This window comes from Actinocrispum sp. NPDC049592 (genome assembly GCF_040675465.1).
In the GTDB taxonomy this organism is placed as follows: domain Bacteria; phylum Actinomycetota; class Actinomycetes; order Mycobacteriales; family Pseudonocardiaceae; genus Kibdelosporangium.
The window spans coordinates 429,744-447,683 of sequence record NZ_JBFAPA010000003.1 but is presented as its reverse complement, the minus strand read 5'-3'; the positions used below and the strand labels follow the sequence as shown (position 1 = coordinate 447,683).

At 68.1% G+C, this 17,940-nt stretch carries 13 protein-coding genes; 7 read left to right on the top strand and 6 right to left on the bottom strand.

The window, feature by feature from the left end; all coding sequences use genetic code 11:
* Window positions 1–13 precede the first annotated feature (13 nt).
* From AB0J95_RS11950 to AB0J95_RS11940, 3 genes are all read left to right on the top strand, one after another.
* Window positions 14–757 carry an ABC transporter ATP-binding protein gene (locus tag AB0J95_RS11950; RefSeq protein ID WP_364756017.1) on the top strand — a complete coding sequence of 248 codons (744 nt, stop codon included), beginning with the start codon at window positions 14–16 and terminating at the stop codon, window positions 755–757.
* Complete coding sequence (locus AB0J95_RS11945; RefSeq protein WP_364756015.1) at window positions 757–3,192, top strand: FtsX-like permease family protein; 2,436 nt, start codon at window positions 757–759, stop codon at window positions 3,190–3,192. The genes AB0J95_RS11950 and AB0J95_RS11945 overlap by 1 nt, the downstream gene beginning before the upstream one ends.
* A 173-nt stretch (window positions 3,193–3,365) precedes the next feature.
* Complete coding sequence (locus AB0J95_RS11940; RefSeq protein WP_364756012.1) at window positions 3,366–5,018, top strand: hypothetical protein; 1,653 nt, start codon at window positions 3,366–3,368, stop codon at window positions 5,016–5,018.
* On the opposite strand, the gene AB0J95_RS11935 is transcribed toward AB0J95_RS11940, so the two are convergent.
* The gene (locus AB0J95_RS11935; RefSeq protein WP_364756010.1) at window positions 5,012–6,556 is read right to left on the bottom strand and encodes an amidase; all 1,545 of its coding nucleotides are present in this window, start codon (window positions 6,554–6,556) and stop codon (window positions 5,012–5,014) included. The genes AB0J95_RS11940 and AB0J95_RS11935 overlap by 7 nt on opposite strands.
* A 269-nt stretch (window positions 6,557–6,825) precedes the next feature.
* On the opposite strand from AB0J95_RS11935, the gene AB0J95_RS11930 reads away from it, so the two are divergent.
* Window positions 6,826–8,457, top strand: coding sequence for a GMC oxidoreductase (locus tag AB0J95_RS11930; RefSeq protein ID WP_364756007.1), 1,632 nt, complete (start codon window positions 6,826–6,828; stop codon window positions 8,455–8,457).
* Between the two features lie 41 nt (window positions 8,458–8,498).
* Here AB0J95_RS11930 and AB0J95_RS11925 read toward each other — a convergent pair whose 3' ends face one another.
* From AB0J95_RS11925 to AB0J95_RS11915, 3 genes are all read right to left on the bottom strand, one after another.
* Window positions 8,499–8,990: a carboxymuconolactone decarboxylase family protein gene (locus tag AB0J95_RS11925; RefSeq protein WP_364756004.1), complete on the bottom strand. Its 492-nt coding sequence runs from the start codon at window positions 8,988–8,990 to the stop codon at window positions 8,499–8,501.
* 2 nt (window positions 8,991–8,992) lie between these two features.
* Window positions 8,993–10,066 carry a dihydrodipicolinate reductase gene (locus AB0J95_RS11920; RefSeq protein WP_364756002.1) on the bottom strand — a complete coding sequence of 358 codons (1,074 nt, stop codon included), beginning with the start codon at window positions 10,064–10,066 and terminating at the stop codon, window positions 8,993–8,995.
* A gap of 207 nt (window positions 10,067–10,273) precedes the next feature.
* Entirely contained in the window at window positions 10,274–11,647 is a 1,374-nt protein-coding gene (locus tag AB0J95_RS11915; protein ID WP_364756000.1) for a M36 family metallopeptidase, read from the bottom strand.
* Between the two features lie 250 nt (window positions 11,648–11,897).
* Here AB0J95_RS11915 and AB0J95_RS11910 point away from each other — a divergent pair, with 250 nt between their 5' ends.
* The 3 genes from AB0J95_RS11910 to AB0J95_RS11900 are packed head-to-tail and all read left to right on the top strand — an operon-like array spanning window position 11,898 to window position 15,683.
* Window positions 11,898–13,388, top strand: a complete 1,491-nt coding sequence (locus AB0J95_RS11910; RefSeq protein ID WP_364755997.1) for an ankyrin repeat domain-containing protein — start codon at window positions 11,898–11,900, stop codon at window positions 13,386–13,388.
* The gene (locus AB0J95_RS11905) at window positions 13,378–14,550 is read left to right on the top strand and encodes an AAA family ATPase (RefSeq protein WP_364755995.1); all 1,173 of its coding nucleotides are present in this window, start codon (window positions 13,378–13,380) and stop codon (window positions 14,548–14,550) included. Before AB0J95_RS11910 ends, AB0J95_RS11905 begins: the two co-directional genes overlap by 11 nt.
* The gene (locus tag AB0J95_RS11900; RefSeq protein ID WP_364755993.1) at window positions 14,547–15,683 is read left to right on the top strand and encodes a VWA-like domain-containing protein; all 1,137 of its coding nucleotides are present in this window, start codon (window positions 14,547–14,549) and stop codon (window positions 15,681–15,683) included. The genes AB0J95_RS11905 and AB0J95_RS11900 overlap by 4 nt, the downstream gene beginning before the upstream one ends.
* Here the strand turns inward: AB0J95_RS11900 and AB0J95_RS11895 are convergent.
* Both AB0J95_RS11895 and AB0J95_RS11890 read right to left on the bottom strand, forming a co-directional pair.
* Window positions 15,676–16,251 (bottom strand): dihydrofolate reductase family protein, encoded by a 576-nt coding sequence (locus tag AB0J95_RS11895; RefSeq protein WP_364755991.1) that lies wholly within the window; start codon window positions 16,249–16,251, stop codon window positions 15,676–15,678. The genes AB0J95_RS11900 and AB0J95_RS11895 overlap by 8 nt on opposite strands.
* A 68-nt stretch (window positions 16,252–16,319) precedes the next feature.
* Window positions 16,320–17,219, bottom strand: a complete 900-nt coding sequence (locus tag AB0J95_RS11890) for an NADP-dependent oxidoreductase (RefSeq protein WP_364755989.1) — start codon at window positions 17,217–17,219, stop codon at window positions 16,320–16,322.
* Window positions 17,220–17,940 lie beyond the last annotated feature (721 nt).

Sequence of the window (17,940 nt, the reverse complement as noted above, 5' to 3'; positions counted from 1 at the left end):
AGAGGGATGAGGAATGAATGAACACGTTGCCGCTGAAGTCGAGCACCTCGGCAAGGTCTATGGCACGGGCGACGCCGCCGTGGTCGCGCTCGCGGACGTCTCGGCGCGGTTCCGGCGCGGGGAGTTCACCGCGATCATGGGCCCGTCCGGGTCCGGCAAGTCGACCTTCATGCACTGCCTCGCCGGACTGGACACGCCCACATCCGGTCAAGCGCGGATCGGCGGGACCGACCTCGGCTCGCTGACCGACGAGAAGCTGACCCAGGTCCGCCGGGAGAAGATCGGCTTCGTCTTCCAGTCGTTCAACCTGCTGCCCACGCTCAGCGCCTGGGAGAACATCATCCTGCCGCTGTCGCTGGCCGGGCGGAAGCCGGACCGGGCGTGGACCAAGCAGGTCGTCGACGCGATGGGCCTGCAGACGCGGCTCGACCACCGGCCCGCCGAGCTTTCCGGTGGCCAGCAGCAGCGTGTGGCGTGTGCGCGGGCGTTGATCACGCGGCCGGAGATCGTGGTCGCCGACGAGCCGACCGGCAACCTCGATTCCCGTTCTGGCGCGCAGATCCTGTCGCTGTTGCAGGCCTGCGCGCGGCAGTGGGGGCAGACGGTGCTGATGGTCACGCACGACCCGATCGCCGCCGGGTACGCCGACCGCGTGCTGTTCCTGGCCGACGGCCGGCTGGTCGACGAGATGGCCCGGCCCACCCCCGACCGGGTGCTGGACCGGATGCGGCGGTTCGACGCGCAGGCGGTGCGCTGATGTTCCGGTTGGCAGTGCGGTCGATCCGCGCGCACAGGGCCCGCTTTCTGTTGCCCACCCTTGGTGTTGTGCTCGGTGTGGCGTTCGTCGCCGGCTCGCTGCTGTACGGTGGCGCGGTCCAGACCGCGGTCGATCGCGCTCAGGCCAAGGCACAGGCCGACATCGCGGTCACGGTGACACCACAGCTGATCGACACGCCGCTGAGCGAAGACCTTGTACAGAAGCTTCGTGGCGTGTCCGGGGTGGCGTCGGTGCGGCCAGTCGCCGATGGGCGCGCTTTCCTTGTGGGTAAGGATGGTTCGCTCGTTGGGGTGCCCGAGCGGGCCGGTGGGGTGAACTTCGACCCGGCTCGGTTCGGGTTGAGCGCGGGGAAGGCGCCGGCGAACGACACCGAGGTGGCGATCGACTCGTTCGCCGCCGAGAAGGCCGGTTTCCAGGTCGGCGACCAGATCCGGGTGATCGTCAACGGCGTGGTGCGCCAGGTTCGGCTGGTGGGCGTGTTCACCGCCGAGGACGGGCGGGTCGCGGGTGGCGGGACGCTGATCGCGTTCGACACGGCTACCGCCCGTGCGGCTTTCTCTCCCGGCGGATCCAGCTACACCTCGATCGGACTCGTTGCGGCACAAGGCGTCGGCGAGGCTCAGCTGGCGAAGAACGTGACTGAGGTACTGCCCGAGGGAGTGGACGCGGCCACCTCGGCCACGTTGAACTCGTCGCCGAACGACAGCAAGCTGACCGAGATCCTGCTGATCTTCGCCGCGGTGGCTTTGTTCGTCGCGGTGTTCTTGGTGGCCAACACGTTCACCATGCTGGCTGCGGCTCGGGCTCGCGAGAACGCTTTGCTGCGGGCAGTTGGGGCTTCGCGCAAGTACGTGTTGCGGACCGTGCTCGCTGAAGCTCTGGTGCTCGGGCTCGTGGCCACCGTGGTCGGGTATGTCGTTGGGATCGGCGCGGCTTTGCTGCTGAGCAAGGTGTTCGCGGTCGTCAACGGACCCGCCGTGTCCTTGCGGGTTTTCTCTCCCAACGCCTTGCTGGCCGCTCTGGTGGTCGGTCTGGGCGTGACGCTGGTGGCTGCTTACGTTCCCGCCCGGCGGGCTGCCGCGGTGCCGCCGATCGCAGCGCTGCGGACGGGGTTGCCGCCGACTGGGAAGTCCTTGCGGCGCAGGAATATCGCCGGGGTTGTGGTGACTCTGCTCGGGGCCGGTGTCACCGCCGCCGCTACTCAGACCGAGGACTTGATCTACCTGGGTGCTCCGCTGTTGTTGTTGGGACTCATTGTGCTGACGCCTTGGTTCGGCATGGTGCTGACTCGGCTGCTGCGTGGGCCGTTGACGCGGATCAGCGGCATGCGGGGGACTTTGGCGGTGGAGAACACCCGCCGCAACCCTCGTCGGACCGCCGCGACGGCCGCCACCCTGATGATCGGGCTGTCTGTTTGCGCTGCCGTGACCGTGCCAATTGCTTCGGTGGCCGCCAAGGACGCCAAGGCATCGGAGACGGGCGACAACGCGGACATCCGGCTGACGCCGATTCCGTTCGGCACGCTCAACGCGGACACTGCCACTCAGGTCGCCAAAGTCCCTGGCGTGCAAGCGGTCACGCCGTTGTTCCCGGCGCGCCTCAAGCTCGGCGAGACCTCCCTCTACCCCACGGCGGTCAATCCCGACCGCATCGCGGACTTCCTGCCGCTGACCGTTGTCCAGGGTTCGTTGTCGCACTTGGCCGGTGGCCTCGCGGTGTCCGCTTCGCTGGCTTCCCAGCATGGGTGGACCGTGGGCACCAAGGTATCCGGCGCACTGGCGTCCGGTGCTCCGGTGACGCTGCCGATCGTGGCGATCTTCACCACGTCGAGCGGCGAGAGTGCGTTCGTGTCCACAAAGGATGTTCCGCCGACGCCCGGCATGTACGGGACCATCCTGGTGAAGGCGAACGGACCGGCGAAGGATGTCCGCCAGGCGATCCAGAAAACCCTTGACAACCCCACCGTTCTCGTCCAGACCAAGGCCGAAGCGGCCGAGGCCGCGACCTCGCAGGCGGAGGTGTTCCTCAACATCCTGTACGCGTTGCTGAGCGTGTCCGTTCTCATCGGCGCGCTGGGCGTGGTGAACACGATGACCATGTCCACTTTGGAACGGGTCAGGGAGATCGGGCTGCTGCGTGCGGTGGGTCTCGGGCGCAAGCAGGTCGGGTCGGTGCTGCGGCTGGAGTCGGTGATCATCGCGTTGCTTTCAGCGGTGCTCGGGGTGGTCGCCGGATGCGCGATCGGGGCAGTGGCGGTGCTGAGCCAGAAAAGCCTGCCCCTGGTCCTGCCCTGGGACCGGCTGGGCATCTTCGTGGCGGTCACCGCCGTGATCGGCATCCTGGCGTCGCTCTGGCCGGCCCGGACGGCGTCCAGGATCCCGATCCTGACCGCCATCCATGCGGACACCGAATAACCGTTCGGCCCTCGTGAGTGGCACCGGTCACTCACGAGGGTGTCAACCGGGAGCAACCGGACGCGGTAGGTTCGCGTCTTGAGGGGTGAGTTCTGGTAAATCCGTTTGTGGGGGATCTTGTGGTGACGACTGTCACCGCGGAGGTTGCGCCTGCGCGCACACGTTCCGCGGCTGTGAAACTGAGAGCCGGGCTGCCCTGGGGGGCGATCGGGTCGATCGCGGCGGGGACGGCGGCGATCGCCGCGCACGCCTCCCGCTTCGGCAGCTGGATCGTCGACGACGCGGCGATCACGTTCGCTTATGCACGAAGTGTCGCATCGGGTCTGGGGCCGGTGCTGCAGCCGGGGGCGGCTCCGGTCGAGGGATATTCGAACCCGTCCTGGCTGGCCCTGCTGACAGTGGGCCGGTGGCTGGGGTTGTTCGACCACGGTTCGCTTTTCGGGATTCCCGACTATGTGTTCTACCCCAAGGCGCTGGCCTTGTTGTGCTGCATCGGGATCCTGATCGCCATCTACCGCGCGGCAGCCGTGGTCACCAGGCGCGCCGCACTCGTGACCTTGTGTGCGGGACTCCTGCTCGCGCTCATTCCCTCGTTCGTCATCTGGAGTTTCTCCGGACTGGAGAACTCGCTCTTCGCATTCCTGGTGACAGCGCTGGCCTCCTTGCTGATGCGAGCGGTGGTCGAGCACCGGATGCTCACCGCGAAGGTCGCCATCCTCGCCGGGGTGCTGGCCGCGCTCGCCGCGTTGACCCGGCCGGATGGGCTCATCTACGTCGCCGCGTTCCCGATCTTGGCTCTGTTGCGGGTGACCAGGCCGACGCTGGTGCCGGTGATCAAGTACTCGGCGCTGTCCGGGCTGGCGTTCGCCGTGCCGTATGGCGGATACATCGCTTACCGGCTGGTGGAGTTCGGGCAGTTGCTGTCGATGACCGCTGTGGCCAAGGGACAGCAGCCGCCGGACACCCAGACGCTGATCCGGGTCAGCGAGGTGATCGGGTACGGCGGTGCGCTGGCGGCGCTGGTCGTCGTCGTGTGCCTTGGGATTGTGATCATCCACCCGTCGAAGCTCCGGCTGGGCCTGGTCGCGCTGCTCGTCCCGTTGTCGCTCGCGCTCGCCGCGCACTCGGTGCTGATGCCGGACTGGATGGGCGAACAGCGGTTCGCCACCCCGATCTGGCCGCTGTTCGCTTTGCTAGCGGCGCTAGCCGTCGGAGCGGCGACAGTTCAGCTGAACCTCCGGGCGCGTGTTGTCCTTGTGCTCGCGGTGGTTGTGGCGTTGGTGCCGTCGGTGTCGACGTTCAAGGACAAGTCGGCCCTCTTCCGGGCCTCGCCGACGTTCCCGATGTGCTTCGTCGCCGAACGGATGGGGCACACGTTCGAGCACTACGCCGACCTGTTGGGCGTGCAGCAGGGCACGGTGCTGATGCCGGACATCGGCGGCTCGGCACTGACCACCCGCATGGTCATCGTCGACACCGCCGGGCTGGCCGAACCCCGCATCGCCAAGATGCGCGGCGAGGGCACGGTCGAGCGTGACCTGGCCAACTACGTCTTCGACGAGGCCAAGCCGACCTTCATCCACGAACACCCGGCCTGGGACCCGAAGGACATGGCCAAGGACCCCCGGCTGACCCGCGACTACGTGCCGATCTACAACCCCGAGTCGGTCCAGGGGCACAACGACTGGGTCCGCCGGGACGCCGTCAAGGACCCGAAAGCCCTTGAGGCGGCCCGTGCCTACGCGACCGTGGTGGCGGGCGCCGCATACGTGACCACCGCCGAGAACCCACGTCGCAGCTGCGGGGACACGCTGAGGCCTCAGTGAGGCAGGAACCCGGGCACGCGACGGGCCGGCTGAGCGCGTTCGAAGGCGGCCGCCAGGGCGAGCACCTTGGCGTCCGCCCACTGCCCGGCGAAGAACGACACGCCGATCGGCAGCGGGCCGGCGAACCCGGCCGGCACCGAGACGTTCGGGTAGCCGGCCACCGCGGCCGGGCCGGACGAGCCGAGCACGAACGCGTCCCCGGCGGCGTAGTCGGTCTTCCAGGCGGGGCTGTTGGTGGGCGCCATGATCGCGTCCAGCTTCAGCTTCGCCAGCGTCTCGTCGATCGACCGCCTGGCGGAGGTCGTCGCGATCTGGCGTTGCTTGAGGTAGACCGGATCGGTGGGCGCGGGCGCGGCCGCTGACTGCTCGAACAGCTCCTGGCCGAACTTGGACAGCTCCACCGGATCGTTGCGGTTGAACACGATCAGGTCGTTCAGGGTGTCCGGCGCGCCCGGCCGGGCGGCCAGGTAGGCGTTGAGATCGCGGCGGAACTCGGTCAGCAGCGCCGGGAACTCGTTCTCGTTCACCTCTTCCTGGAACGGCAGTTCGACGTCGACCACCGTCGCGCCTCGCGCGCGAAGCGTGGCGACGGACGTGTTGACCACCCGATCGACGTCAGCGTCCAAACCGGACAGTCGCCACACGCCGATCCGCGCCCCTCGCAGCGCATCCGGCCGCAACCGAGCCGCGTAGTCGCGCGGCTGGTCAGCGGGGATCCTGAGGGTGGCCGGATCGCTGGCGTCGCGCCCCTGCAGGACCGACAAGGTGATCGCGGAATCGATGACATGCCTGGTCATCGGGCCCGCGGTGTCCTGCTCGGCGGAGATCGGCACGACCCCGGTGCGGCTGACCAGGCCGAGCGTCGGTTTGTGCCCGACGACATCGTTGGCACCGGCCGGGCACACGATCGACCCATCGGTCTCCGTGCCGATCGCGACCTGGGCCAGCGTGGCAGCGATCGCCGCGCCCGACCCCGACGACGAGCCGCATGGGTTGCGGTCCAGCACATAGGGGTTGTTGGTCTGGCCGCCGACGCCGGACCACCCGGACGTCGAGTGCGTGGACCGGAAGTTCGCCCACTCGGACAGGTTGGTCTTGCCCAGGATCACCGCTCCGCCACGATAAAGCCTGGTCACCAGGCTGGCGTCGGCCGCGGGCCGGGTGTTGAGCAACGCGCGGGAACCGGCTGTGGTGGGCAGGTTGCGAGTGTCCACATTGTCCTTGAGCAGCACCGGGATGCCGTCGAGCGGGCCGAGCGTGTGCCCGGAGCGGTGCCGGGCGTCACTGGCCGCGGCCTCGGCCAGCGCCCGGTGGTTCACCGCGATGACCGCGTGGACCTTCTCATCGACGGTCGCGATCCGTTGCAGGTACAGGGAGGTCAGCCGCACGGAGGTCAGCCGGTGCTGGTCCATCCGGTGCTGGAGATCGGGAATGGTCGCCGCGTCCAGGTCGAACCCGGGCACGGCCTGATCGGCCCCGGCGGGAACCGGTCCGGCGGCGAAGGCGGCCAGGGCGAGCAGCACGAGCATCCGGCGCATACCCCCACCCCACTCCCGTCGCGCTGATCGAATCAACCGTTCTTTCGTAGGCATTCCGGCGCGAAAATACGATTCTCGGCTCGCGATTCCCTTGTTCTAGAACGGGTTCCCGCCCCGAGCAAGCGCTTTGTTTGTGTTCGGAGCACAATCGAAGCCCCTGACCTGCTGTTCGAATGTAACGACGTGAATGTTACTCGCAAGTATCTAGTGACTTGATCGGTCATCGGACGTATAACTTGTTCTAATCCCTCAACGGTGAGGAATGTCACATGACCAAAGATCCCTTGCGTAACAACGTATCCGGCAGTGTCAGCCGGCGGGCCCTGCTCGCTGGAACGGGTTCTATCGTCGGTGCGCTGGTATTGGGCGTTCGCACCGCGGGCGCGGCCCCTGTCCCCGCGCCGATTCCCAACGGCGCCCACGTTCCCGTCCTCATCATCGGCACCGGCTACGGCGGATCCGTTGCCGCGCTTCGGCTCGCGCAGGCCGGAGTGGACGTCCACATGGTCGAGATGGGCATGGCCTGGGACACCCCGGGGCCGGACGGGAAGATCTTCGCCAACACCACCACCCCCGACAACCGTTCGTACTGGCTGCGCACCAAGACAAAACAGCCGCTGAGCAACTTCCTCGGCTTCCCGATCGACAAGGACATCCCGCGCTACACCGGCATCCTGGACGCCGAGGAGTTCGCCGGCATCATCGTCTACCAGGGCAGGGGCGTCGGCGGCGGCTCGCTCGTCAACGGCGGCATGGCGGTCACGCCGAAACGGGAGAACTTCGGCGCGATCCTCCCGACGGTCGACGTGAACGAGATGTACTCCACCTACTACCCGCGCGCGAACGCCACCCTGGGCGTGAACAACGTCGACCAGGCCTGGTGGGAGACGGTGGACTGCTACCAGTACGCCCGGGTCGGCCGCAAACAGGCGCAACGGTCGGGTTTCCCGTTCGTGTTCGTGCCCAATGTGTACGACATGGAGTACATGAAGCAGGAGTCGGCCGGCACGGTGCCCAAGTCCGCCGTGGCCGGGGAAATCCTGTACGGCAACAACTACGGCAAGAAGTCCCTGCAGAAGACCTATCTCGCGCAGGCGAAGGCGACCGGCCGCGTGGCGATCTCGACCCTGCACCGCGTCACGTCGGTCACCCCGCGCGGCGGTGGCGGCTACGACGTCACCATCGAGCAGATCAACACCAGCGGCGACCTGGTCGCCACCAAGATCGTGGCCGCGGACAAGGTGTTCTTCGCCGCGGGCAGTGTCGGAACCAGCAAGCTGCTCACCAAGCTCAAGGCGACCGGTGCCCTGCCCGCCTTGAACGACGAGATCGGCAAAGGCTGGGGTGACAACGGGAACGTCATGGTCGGCCGCGCGAACCACATCTGGGACCCGACCGGCTCCGTGCAGTCGTCCATACCCACCGCGGGTATCGACAACTGGGCGGCCGGCGGCGCGTTCGCCGAGGTGGCACCGCTGCCCACCGGCATCGAGACCTGGGCGTCGTTCTACCTGTCCATCACCAAGAACCCCAACCGGGCCCAGTTCAGCTGGAACGCGGCCACCGGAAAGGTCGACCTGAGCTGGCAGACCGCGTGGAAGCAGCCGGCGATTGACATGGCCAAGACCATCTTCGACAAGATCAACGCCAAGGAGGGCACGATCTACCGCACCGATCTCTTCGGTGTGTACAAGACTTGGGGCGACCACCTCACGTACCACCCGCTGGGTGGCGCGGTGCTCAACAAGGCGACCGACAACTACGGCAGGCTGGCCGGCTACACCGGTCTGTACGCCATCGACGGGTCGCTCATTCCGGGCAACACCAGCGTGAACCCGTTCGTCACGATCACCGCGCTCGCCGAGCGCAACATCGAGCGGATCATCGCGACCGACCTGTAGGTTCCTTCCCGGGGCCGTGGCGCGCGGCCCCGGTCAGGGTCCTATTGCGACTGCATCCGGCTGGGCAGAACGCAGATCGCGTCCAGGCCGAGGACGTGGTTGAGCCGGCCGAACGCCAGCCACGAGCCGATGCTCATGCTCAGCTCGACGATCTCCTGCTGTGTATAGTGTTTCGACATCCGGCCCCAGAACTCCTCGTCCAGGCCGTGGTGGTCGACCGCGTAGCGTTCGGCGTACTCGGCGGCCAGCCGGGTCCGGTCGTCGAACGCATCCGTTGTGCGCCAGTCGGTCACGGCGTCGATGAAGCTCTCCTCGACCTTCTGGCCGTCCTTCTCGGTGCGCCAGTCCATGCAGAACATGCAGCCGTTGATCTGGGCGATCCGCAGCCGGGCCGCCTCGAACTCGCGCAGCCCCAGCGTTGTGTTGGCATACACGGAAAGCGAGAAGTTCGCCGCGGCCTGGCCGATGCCCGGGACCATCTCGCCCCACACGTACGCGATCGGGTCCTTGCCCTCGGGAATGTCGATCCGCATCGCTACTTCCTTCCGAGCTTGCCGGTCACGGGCCGCAGGGGCACGTCGAGCGCGTCGTAGAAACCCGGCCCGGCCTCGGCGAGCCAGCCGATCGCGTTCACCAGCCGTCCCACCGCGGTCGCGTTCCCGCCGGCGGAACGGTTCTCGCCCTCGTCGGTGGCCTCGACGGTGATCTCGATCCGCGGGCGCCCCTCGATGATCACGCGGTGTGCCCCGGCGCCGCTGGGCGGTTGCGGCCAGTCCGGCGCACAGCCGGGGTGGATCCGGGTCACGTGCTCGATCACGATTCTCGGCTCGCCTTCGACGATGCCCTGCACCTCGAACCGGATCGCGCCCTGCGTACCCGCCTCGAACTCGCCCATCGTCCTGGTGGTGACGGTCTTCTCGAGCGGGCGGCGGTCCACGGTCTCCTTGATCTCCTGGATCTCGGCGTTGAGCGCCTTGGCGATGAGCCGGATCTGCCCGCCCCACACCATGCTCGGCACCATCGGCGCCAGCATCGGCGGCTGGTAGTCCATCGGCTGGCCCATCCCCACCAGGTAGCGCACCGAGTCGGGCTGCTCATAGGTGGAGTAGTCGAAGATCTCCTGGCACCGCACGACATCGATCGTGCTGGCCAGACCGGTCATCAGCACCGGCAGGATGTCGTTGCCCCAGCCCGGGTCCACGCCCGACACGAACAGGCTGCCGCCGCCCTGCGCGATGGCCTCGTGGATCGGGTCGGTGAACTCCTTGGGCGCGTTGCGATGGTCGTAGAGGGCGTACACACTCGGCGAGACCACCACCGCGCCCGCCTTGACGGCCTTCGCGATGTCCGCGATCGCCTCCAGCGGCCGGACCTCGCCGGACGCGGCGTACACCACCGCGCGGGGGCTGGCGGCCAGGACCGCGTCGGCGTCGCCGGTCGCGGTGACCCCCAGCTCGTGGTGCAGACCTGCGAGGATGCCCGCGTCCTTGCCCACCTTGTCCGGGTTGTTCACCACCACCCCGGCCAGCTTCAGCCCTGGATGGGCCTCCACCGCCCGGATCGCAGCACGGCCGACATTGCCCGTACCCCACACCACCGTGGCAATCATGGGCCGAGCCTAACAAACGCTTGGTTGCTCGCTGATCGGCCGATTGGGGCAACCGGGGGTGTGTAAAGGTTTCCGGACAGGGGTGAGGCGGAACCTGGTGAGCCTCGGTGGGAGGTGAGGGTTGTGCCCGGTCCTCTGGACCCGGAGAAAGCTTCAGGGGCGCCACCGGGTCGGCGACGCCCCTGAGGGACAGGGTCCTTGGGTGCGTTAGATGATGCCGCGGGAGTGGAAGGCGGCGGTCACCTTGGCGGCGTCCGTGGTGCCGAAGAGCTTCTTCGCGGTGGCGACGGTCGCGTTGGCGGCCTGAGCCATGGTGGTGTTGGGCTTGTAGGTGAAGTGGGACTCGAGGATGAGCTTGGCCGACTTGTCGCGGCCGAAGGCCTTGTAGATGTCGAAGAGGGCGCGGCTCCAGATCTGGCCGTCGTCGTGGACCTCACCGTCGCGGTCGGCGTAGGTGAGGTTGGTGTCGGTGCGGCGCAGGCAGTGCGGGGTGCCGGAGGTGTAGGAGGTGGCGTCCCAGTCGGCGATGCAGGCGATCGGGGTCGTCGCGGTGTCCTGCTGGACGGCGGAGGACATGATCATGGCCCACCAGTCGCCGAAGCCCTCGCCGATGCTGCCCGCCTCGACGGTCGAGCCGAAGCCGGGGACCTGCGCGTCCTGGATGGCGTGGCCGTACTCGTGCCAGATGACCTCGGCGTCCTCGGCGTCGTCGACACCGCCGGTGCCGAACGTGATCTGGTCGGTGCTGGGGTCGTAGAACGAGTTGTCGTCCGACAGCCCGGTGGTCTTGAGGTCCTGGGCCTCGTTGTTCACGTTGGTGAAACCGAGGCTGTGGATGTACTTCTGGGTCTCGGTGACGCTGTAGTAGGCCATCACCTGCTCGAAGAAGTCGTTGTTGCGCGTGTAGTTGAAGGTGTTCGTGGTGGACTTCGGCTGTTTGTTCTTCGGGTCGGTGATCTTGGCGTAGCTGCCGGACAGGTAGCCCGAACCGTCCAGATCGGTCAGCGAGACCGACTTGTACGCGGTGGACGGAACCGCCGAGTCCTTGTCGTTCTGGTCGGTCAGCGACTCGTTCTGCAGGCTCGCGACCGGGTTGGGGGAGAACACCTTGCCGGTGCCGTTGACGTGCTTGACCAGGCTCTGCTCGTTGAGCACCTGGCCAGACTGAGCGTCCACAATGGTGCGGACGGTGCCCTTGCCGGTGTTCTTCAGCACCGAGTACACCAATTTGCCCTGCCACACCGACACATCGTTGGGCGCGGCCTGGTCGCCCGCGGCTGCCGCGGCCGACGCGGCGGAGACGGACGGCGTCTCGGCGAGCTTGCCCACGGCCTGGCGGCCGTCGTCGATGCTGACCTCACCGGTCCTCTTGTCGACGTGCTTGACGTAGTAGCTGTCGAGGACCTTGTGACCGGCGTAGGTCTGGACGTACCAGTAGTGCGTGGCCAGCAGGGAGTCGCGGACAGCGACCAGCTGCAGACCCTGCTGGGCGTCGACGGGGGCAGCGTGGGCGGTCGCCCCGAACAGGGGAGCCAGCAGGGTGGCCGAAGCCACCACCGTGGCGAGGCGACGCAGGGGCATGGGGTCTCCCGGAACTCTGGGACCGGCTCGGGCCGCCGGATCCATGCCTCCGACGCTATGTAACGGCGTCGCGCCTGATTAGGGCCGATGGGTGGGAGTTCGTTCCCGGTTGCCAGAAAAACGGCTACCCCCGCGTTGCTAGTCTTCGCCTTGGCAAGGCCGTAGCGCAGAGGTCGACGCGCCCAAGCTCTCAACGCTGGAGGACGCCGGTTCGAATCCGGCCGGTCTTGCCCCGATACACGGTGGAGAGATGACACCCGACGAGGTCAACAGCTGGTTACGCGTGCGGCGTCACGCCGTGCCCCGGTCGATGATCGACGCCGTCACCGAGGCGCGGCGGCAAGGCGACTGGCGTGCCGCGTGCGCTGCGGCCAATGTGGACATCGAGGATGTTCCGGACGAGTTCGCCGAGCCGGGGTTCGCGCCCGACCTGGTCCGCTGGCACCTGCCCCGGGTGCTCGGTGGCCGGGACAGCCTGGTGCCCCGGCTGTGGATCGTCCTGGTCACCCGGCCCGAGGGCGAGCTGTACCTGCGCACGCCGTCCAGGGTGGACGGACACCAGCGGCTCACCCTCGCCTTCGGCACCATGGAACCCGAGCGCCAGCAGTCCGTTCTGGACTGGACGGACAGCAGACACCTCTGGCACGCCGACCACGCCGACGAGCTGCGGATCCGGTGTGGTGGCGGCGATCGGGCGCCGTTCTTCCACCGCGACGGCACACCAGCCGAACTGCCCGAGACCGACCCTGGCACCGATGACCCGGCGGCGTACACGGAGTGGCTCGTCGTCCTGCAGCGGCGCGGCCAGGCCGAAGCCGCGTTCCGGGCGGTCGGCAAGGAACTGGACCAGACGGGCATCCGGCGCACGTGGCCGTGGTACACCCCGCGCGCGGCTGAGGATCTGGCCGAGCGGCCGCTGATCCTGACCCGGCTGCCGCGCGAACGGTCCTCGGCCCAGCTCGCCGGCTCGACCGGCCTGTTGCTGGACGGCCCGATCGCCAGAGTCCTGCCCGTCAACGACCTTCGCCGTATCCCGGACGCGAACGCCTACCTACTGCCGGATCTGGAGCTGATCCGGCGCGGCAAGCTGACTCCCGGCGAGCTGCATCCGCTCGTCCGGGAATCGCTGTTCCCGGAGTGGACCGGCGAGATCCCCGAGCCGCAACCGCTTGAGCTGTCTGAGGTTCGCGTGCGCTGCCAAGGGGAATGGCACGTCGTCGCGATGCGGGACGGTGTTCTCAGGACCCCGCACACCGAGGCGGAACACCGTCGCGAACGGGCGCTGAAGGCGTTCGGCGGCCAGATCTCCGGCTGCTTCGAGGCGCAGGAACGGTTGCGGGACGGCAAACGGCCGCACAAGGCCCTGCGCCTGCAACGCGACGCGATGTTCACGCGGATGCGGCACGGCGACACGGCCGCGGTGCTCGCGTTGCTGGACATGGGGTTCGACCCGTTCGTCCGCAATGGACGCAAGCAGACGCTGCTGCATGTGGTGCATCACGTGGACTTCGAGCAGGTGTTGCCGAGGCTGCTCAAGGCGGGGCTCGACCTGGAGGCGCGGGACCACGAAGGGCGCACACCGCTGCATGTGGCGGTCGGCGACGGCGGCTCGGCCGCCCTGGTCCGGGCGCTGATCGAAGCGGGTGCGCGGACCGACGCCACCGACGACCTCCGCCGCACCCTCGGCACTCTCATCCACTGGAACAAGCGCACAGATTTGCCTTTCATCGATGTCGGCTGACCCGTTGGCCGCTGCCGACCAGCTGATCGCGCGGCTGAGCGCCACCCGGACCGAACCGGCCACGAACCCACAGCACGAGGCACTTGCGCTCGCCGTCGCCGCGAACCTGCCTGTGTTGCTGTGGGGCGAACCTGGCATCGGCAAGTCCGCGGGCATGGAGCAACTCGCGCAAGGCCTTGAGGTTCCGCTGGAGACCGTGATCGCCAGCGTGCACGAGCCGTCGGACTTCGCTGGGTTGCCTGTGGTTGGCGAGAACCCGGCGAACACCGGTGTGACCATGGCGCCGCCGGACTGGGCGGTCCGGTTGTCCGGCGCTGGACGGGGTCTGGTGTTCTTCGACGAGCTTTCCTCGGCCCCGCCGGCGGTTCAGGCCGCGCTGCTCCGGGTTGTGCTGGAGCGTCAGGTCGGCAGCCTCCGGCTACCCGGCGAGGTTCGGGTGGTCGCCGCGGCCAACCCTCCCTCGAGCGCGGCCGACGGCTGGCACTTGAGTCCGCCGTTGGCCAACCGGTTCGTTCACCTGGACTGGACGCACGATCCCCGGACGGTCGCGCGGGGCATGGCCGGAACCTGGCCCCAGCTCACGATTCCGGTGGTCGACCCGGCGCGGATCACCGGCGCGCTGGCGCAAGCGCGCGGCTCGGTCTCCGGATTCCTCAGCGCACGACCGGGTCTGGTACACCACATGCCCGCCGACGCCGAAGCACGTGGCCGGGCCTGGCCTTCGCCGCGGACGTGGGCGATGGCGTTGCGGCTGATGGCCGTCGCGTACTCATGCGACGCGTCCGGTGAGGCGCTGGCGACCGCTCTGGTGGGCGCGATCGGTGATGGCGCCGGTCTGGAGTTGGTGTCCTATGTGGATGAACTCGACTTGCCCGATCCGGACCTGGTTCTCGCCGATCCCGATGCGTTCGCGCTTCCTGGCCGGGGCGACCGGCAGCTGGCGTTCCTGACCGCCGTCGTCGCGGCGGTGCAAGGGCGGCTCACCCGGAAACGCTGGGAAGCCGGGTGGGCCGTGCTCGCCAAGGCCGTCGACGCGGGCGTTCCGGACGTTGCCGCGAAGGCCGCGACGGATCTGGCTGTGCTGCGGGAACCCGCGTGGCCGGTACCGTCCAGTATGGACGCGTTCCTGGAGTTGCTGGAACTGTCCGGCGCGCTGCGATGACCGAGCTGGACCGGACCAAGCTGCTCGCGGCTCGGTACCGGGCCGCGAAGGACCGCCCGTATCTGGCGGCCGCTTTGTACGCGCTGACTGTTGTGCCGAGCGAGCGCGTGCCGACGATGGGCGTCGACAAGCGGTGGCGCTGCTATGTCTCGCCGGATTTCGTGGCCAGGACAGCCGTCGAGGAACTGGCCGGGGTGTGGATCCACGAGGTGGCGCATCTGCTGCGGGACCACCATGGCCGGGCCGGGCGGATCGACGTCGCGGATCATCGCCGGGTCAACATCGCGCAGGACTGCGAGATCAACGACGACCTGATCGCCGATCACCTCCACCTGCCCGCGGACCGGGTCGTCCCGGCGGACTTCGATCTGCCCGACGGCCTGCTGTTCGAGCAGTACCTCCCGCGCATTCCGGCCACCGAGCACGGCCCGGACTGTGGATCGGGCGCCCACGGCCAGGCTTCGCCGTGGGAGACCGAGGGACGGGGAGTGTCCGATGTGGAGGCTGAGTCGTTGCGGCGGCAGACCGCCGAATCGATGCGCGCGCACGTGCGCAGCCGGGGAACCCTGCCCGGGGGCTGGAAACGGTGGGCCGAGGAGATGCTGGAGCCCGTGGTCGACTGGCGGGTCGTGCTCGCCGGTGCCGTGCGGGAGGCGGCCGCTTGGGCGAGCGGTGCGGTGGACTACACCTATCGGCGGCCGAGCCGGCGGAACCTGCCCGGGATCGTGTTGCCCAGCCTGCGCAGGCCGTTGCCGAAGGTGGCGATCGTCGTCGACACCTCGGGGTCGATGGGCGAGGACGAACTGGTGGCCGCGCTGGCCGAGATCACCGGTGTGCTGCGGGAAGTCGGCATTCGCGGCAACCGCGTGACCGTGTTGTCCTGTGACGCCGACGTGCATGCGGTGCGTCGCGTCACGTCGACCGACCAGGTGATTTTGTCCGGAGGCGGCGGCACCGACATGCGCGTCGGTATCGAGGCCGCCTTGGCCGACCGGCCACAGGTGATCATCGTCCTGACCGACGGCTACACGCCGTGGCCTGCGGAACTGGCGTCCTGCCGGGTGGTCGCGGGCCTGATTGGTGCTGGTCGACCAGACCCGCCCGCGTGGATCGAGACGGTCCGGATCACCTGACGACCCGGAAACTGATGTGGGTCGCGGCCGGCGTGACCACCGCGTTCGTGCGTTCGAGCGTGATCGACTTGTCGAGCGCGCCGAACAACGGCGTGCCGCCGCCGACCAGCACGGGGACCACGTGCACGCGGATCTCGTCGACCAGGCCGAGCGGGAGCGCCTGCTGCATGACCGTGGCGCCGTGCAGGCCGACGACCTTGTCACCGGCGGCGGCCTTGGCCTGCTCGATCGCGCTCACCACACCGTCCGTGACGAAGGTGTACACAGCCGGGTAATCCTGAGTCGGTTTGTTGTGGGTCACCACGAACACCGGCGTGTCGCCGACCGGGCCGCCGTCACCCCAGCCGCCGTCGCCTTCGTTCTTGTCGAAGGACTTGCGGCCCATGACCACGGCACCGCAGTTGTCGATGGCGTCCTGCAGGATCGCCCGGTCCGCGTCGGTCGCGCCGGCGAAGATCCAGTCGTGCAAACCCCCGGCGCCGTCACCGAACGGGTTCTCGCGGCTGTCGTTCGGGCCGGTGACATACCCGTCGAGCGAGATCGACATGTCGCAGATCACGAGTGCCATGGTGAGCGTCCTCTCGTCGTTGGCTCACCACTGCGTCGAACCCGCCGACGGGTTTTCGACACGATCGGTCAGGGAACCAGCACGATTTTTCCGCGCGTGTGGCCCTTGGCCAGTTCGGTGTACGCGGCGCGGACCTCGCTGAGCGGGTAGGTCGCCGCGATCGGCACCTCCAGCTCACCGGCGTCGACCAGCCGGGCCAGCTCGGCGATCTCGTTGATGTCACTGGCCGACGCGCTGCCCTCACCCTTCACGCCGTACTCGGCGATGGCCGGGAAGTCGGCGATGGTGTTGATCCGGTCGGTCGGCAGACCCAGCTCCAGGGCGAGCTTCACGTAGCCGCTGCCGTACGTGTCGATGAACGCGGTGATGCCCGCCAACGCGGCGGCAAGGCCGTCCCCATACGCCACCGGCTTCACCCCGTGCGACGCAAGCCAGTCATGGTTGGCCGGACCCGCGATCCCCACAACCTCCGCTCCGGTGCGCTTTGCCAGCTGCACAACCAACGAACCGACACCACCCGCCGCACCCGACACCGCCACCGTGTCACCCGGCTTCAAGTCAACAGCCCGCACCGCCGCCACCGCCGTCGACCCGGCCACGAACAACGCCCCCGCAACCTCCCACGGCACATTCGCGGGCTTGGGCGTCACATTCTTCCCCTCGACCACCACATACTCGGCATGACTGGCCCGGTTGTCGGTGAACCCGATAACCTCATCGCCAACGTCGATGCCGTCCACAGTGGACTTGACCACCACCCCGGCGAGGTCACTGCCCTCACCCGACGGGAACGTGGCTGGCCACCGCGAATGCATCAACCCCTCGCGGATCTTCGCCTCGCCCGGATTGATCGAAGCCGCCTTCACCCGCACCACAACCTGACCGTCCCCCGGCTCCGGCACCTCGACATCCACCACCTGAAGGACATTCACGTCGCCGTACTCATCGAACCGCACAGCCTTCGCCATCTTGATCCGCTCCTCGATCGGCATCGCTCATGAGGCGGAACGCGGCCAGGGCGGGTTCTGATTCCCGGGCTCGTGGCTGGCGGGGCGGGGTGGGCCGGGTTTGTGCGGGTTGCAGTGCAGAACTGATCTGGTCGCGGGCGTGGATGGCGAGGTTCTGCCACGGGGCTGATTCAGGTGCCCGGACTGTGGGCGGGCTTGGATCGGGACGAGGGCTGGAGCCGAGATGAGCGGGGACCCGCGGGTGGTCGCGGTCCGGGCCGGGGCAGTGTGCGGATTCTGGGTGGGGCTGGAGCCAGCGGGTGATCCCGGGCGTGGTTCGTCGGCAGGGTCGGTGGGCCGAATCCCAGGAGATGTGGGTTTGTGGAGCGGTTTGGCCAGGCCCCAGACCTGAGGTACATGAGGCAACCACTCGTCCCGGAGTGACTGGGGGAGGGTGCGTGAACCCGGGAGTTCGTGGGGCGGGATGGAGCGGCGGACGAGCCGCGCACCAAACCCCACCATCCCCGCACACCCCCTGTGCGCACGCCGCAACGAGGGTCCCCTCCAGGGGATCCCCGAATTTCACGCTAACAGTGAAGGCGGACGTTTTCGGGTGGGTGGGGATGGGTTGTGCACAGGGTGGGTGTGGTTTTGCCGGTCGCCACCCGTTACCCCCACGGGTGGCGACCGACAGGTGGACGACGAGACGCTGGGTCGTCGCCGGCCATGTGACTGGGTCGTG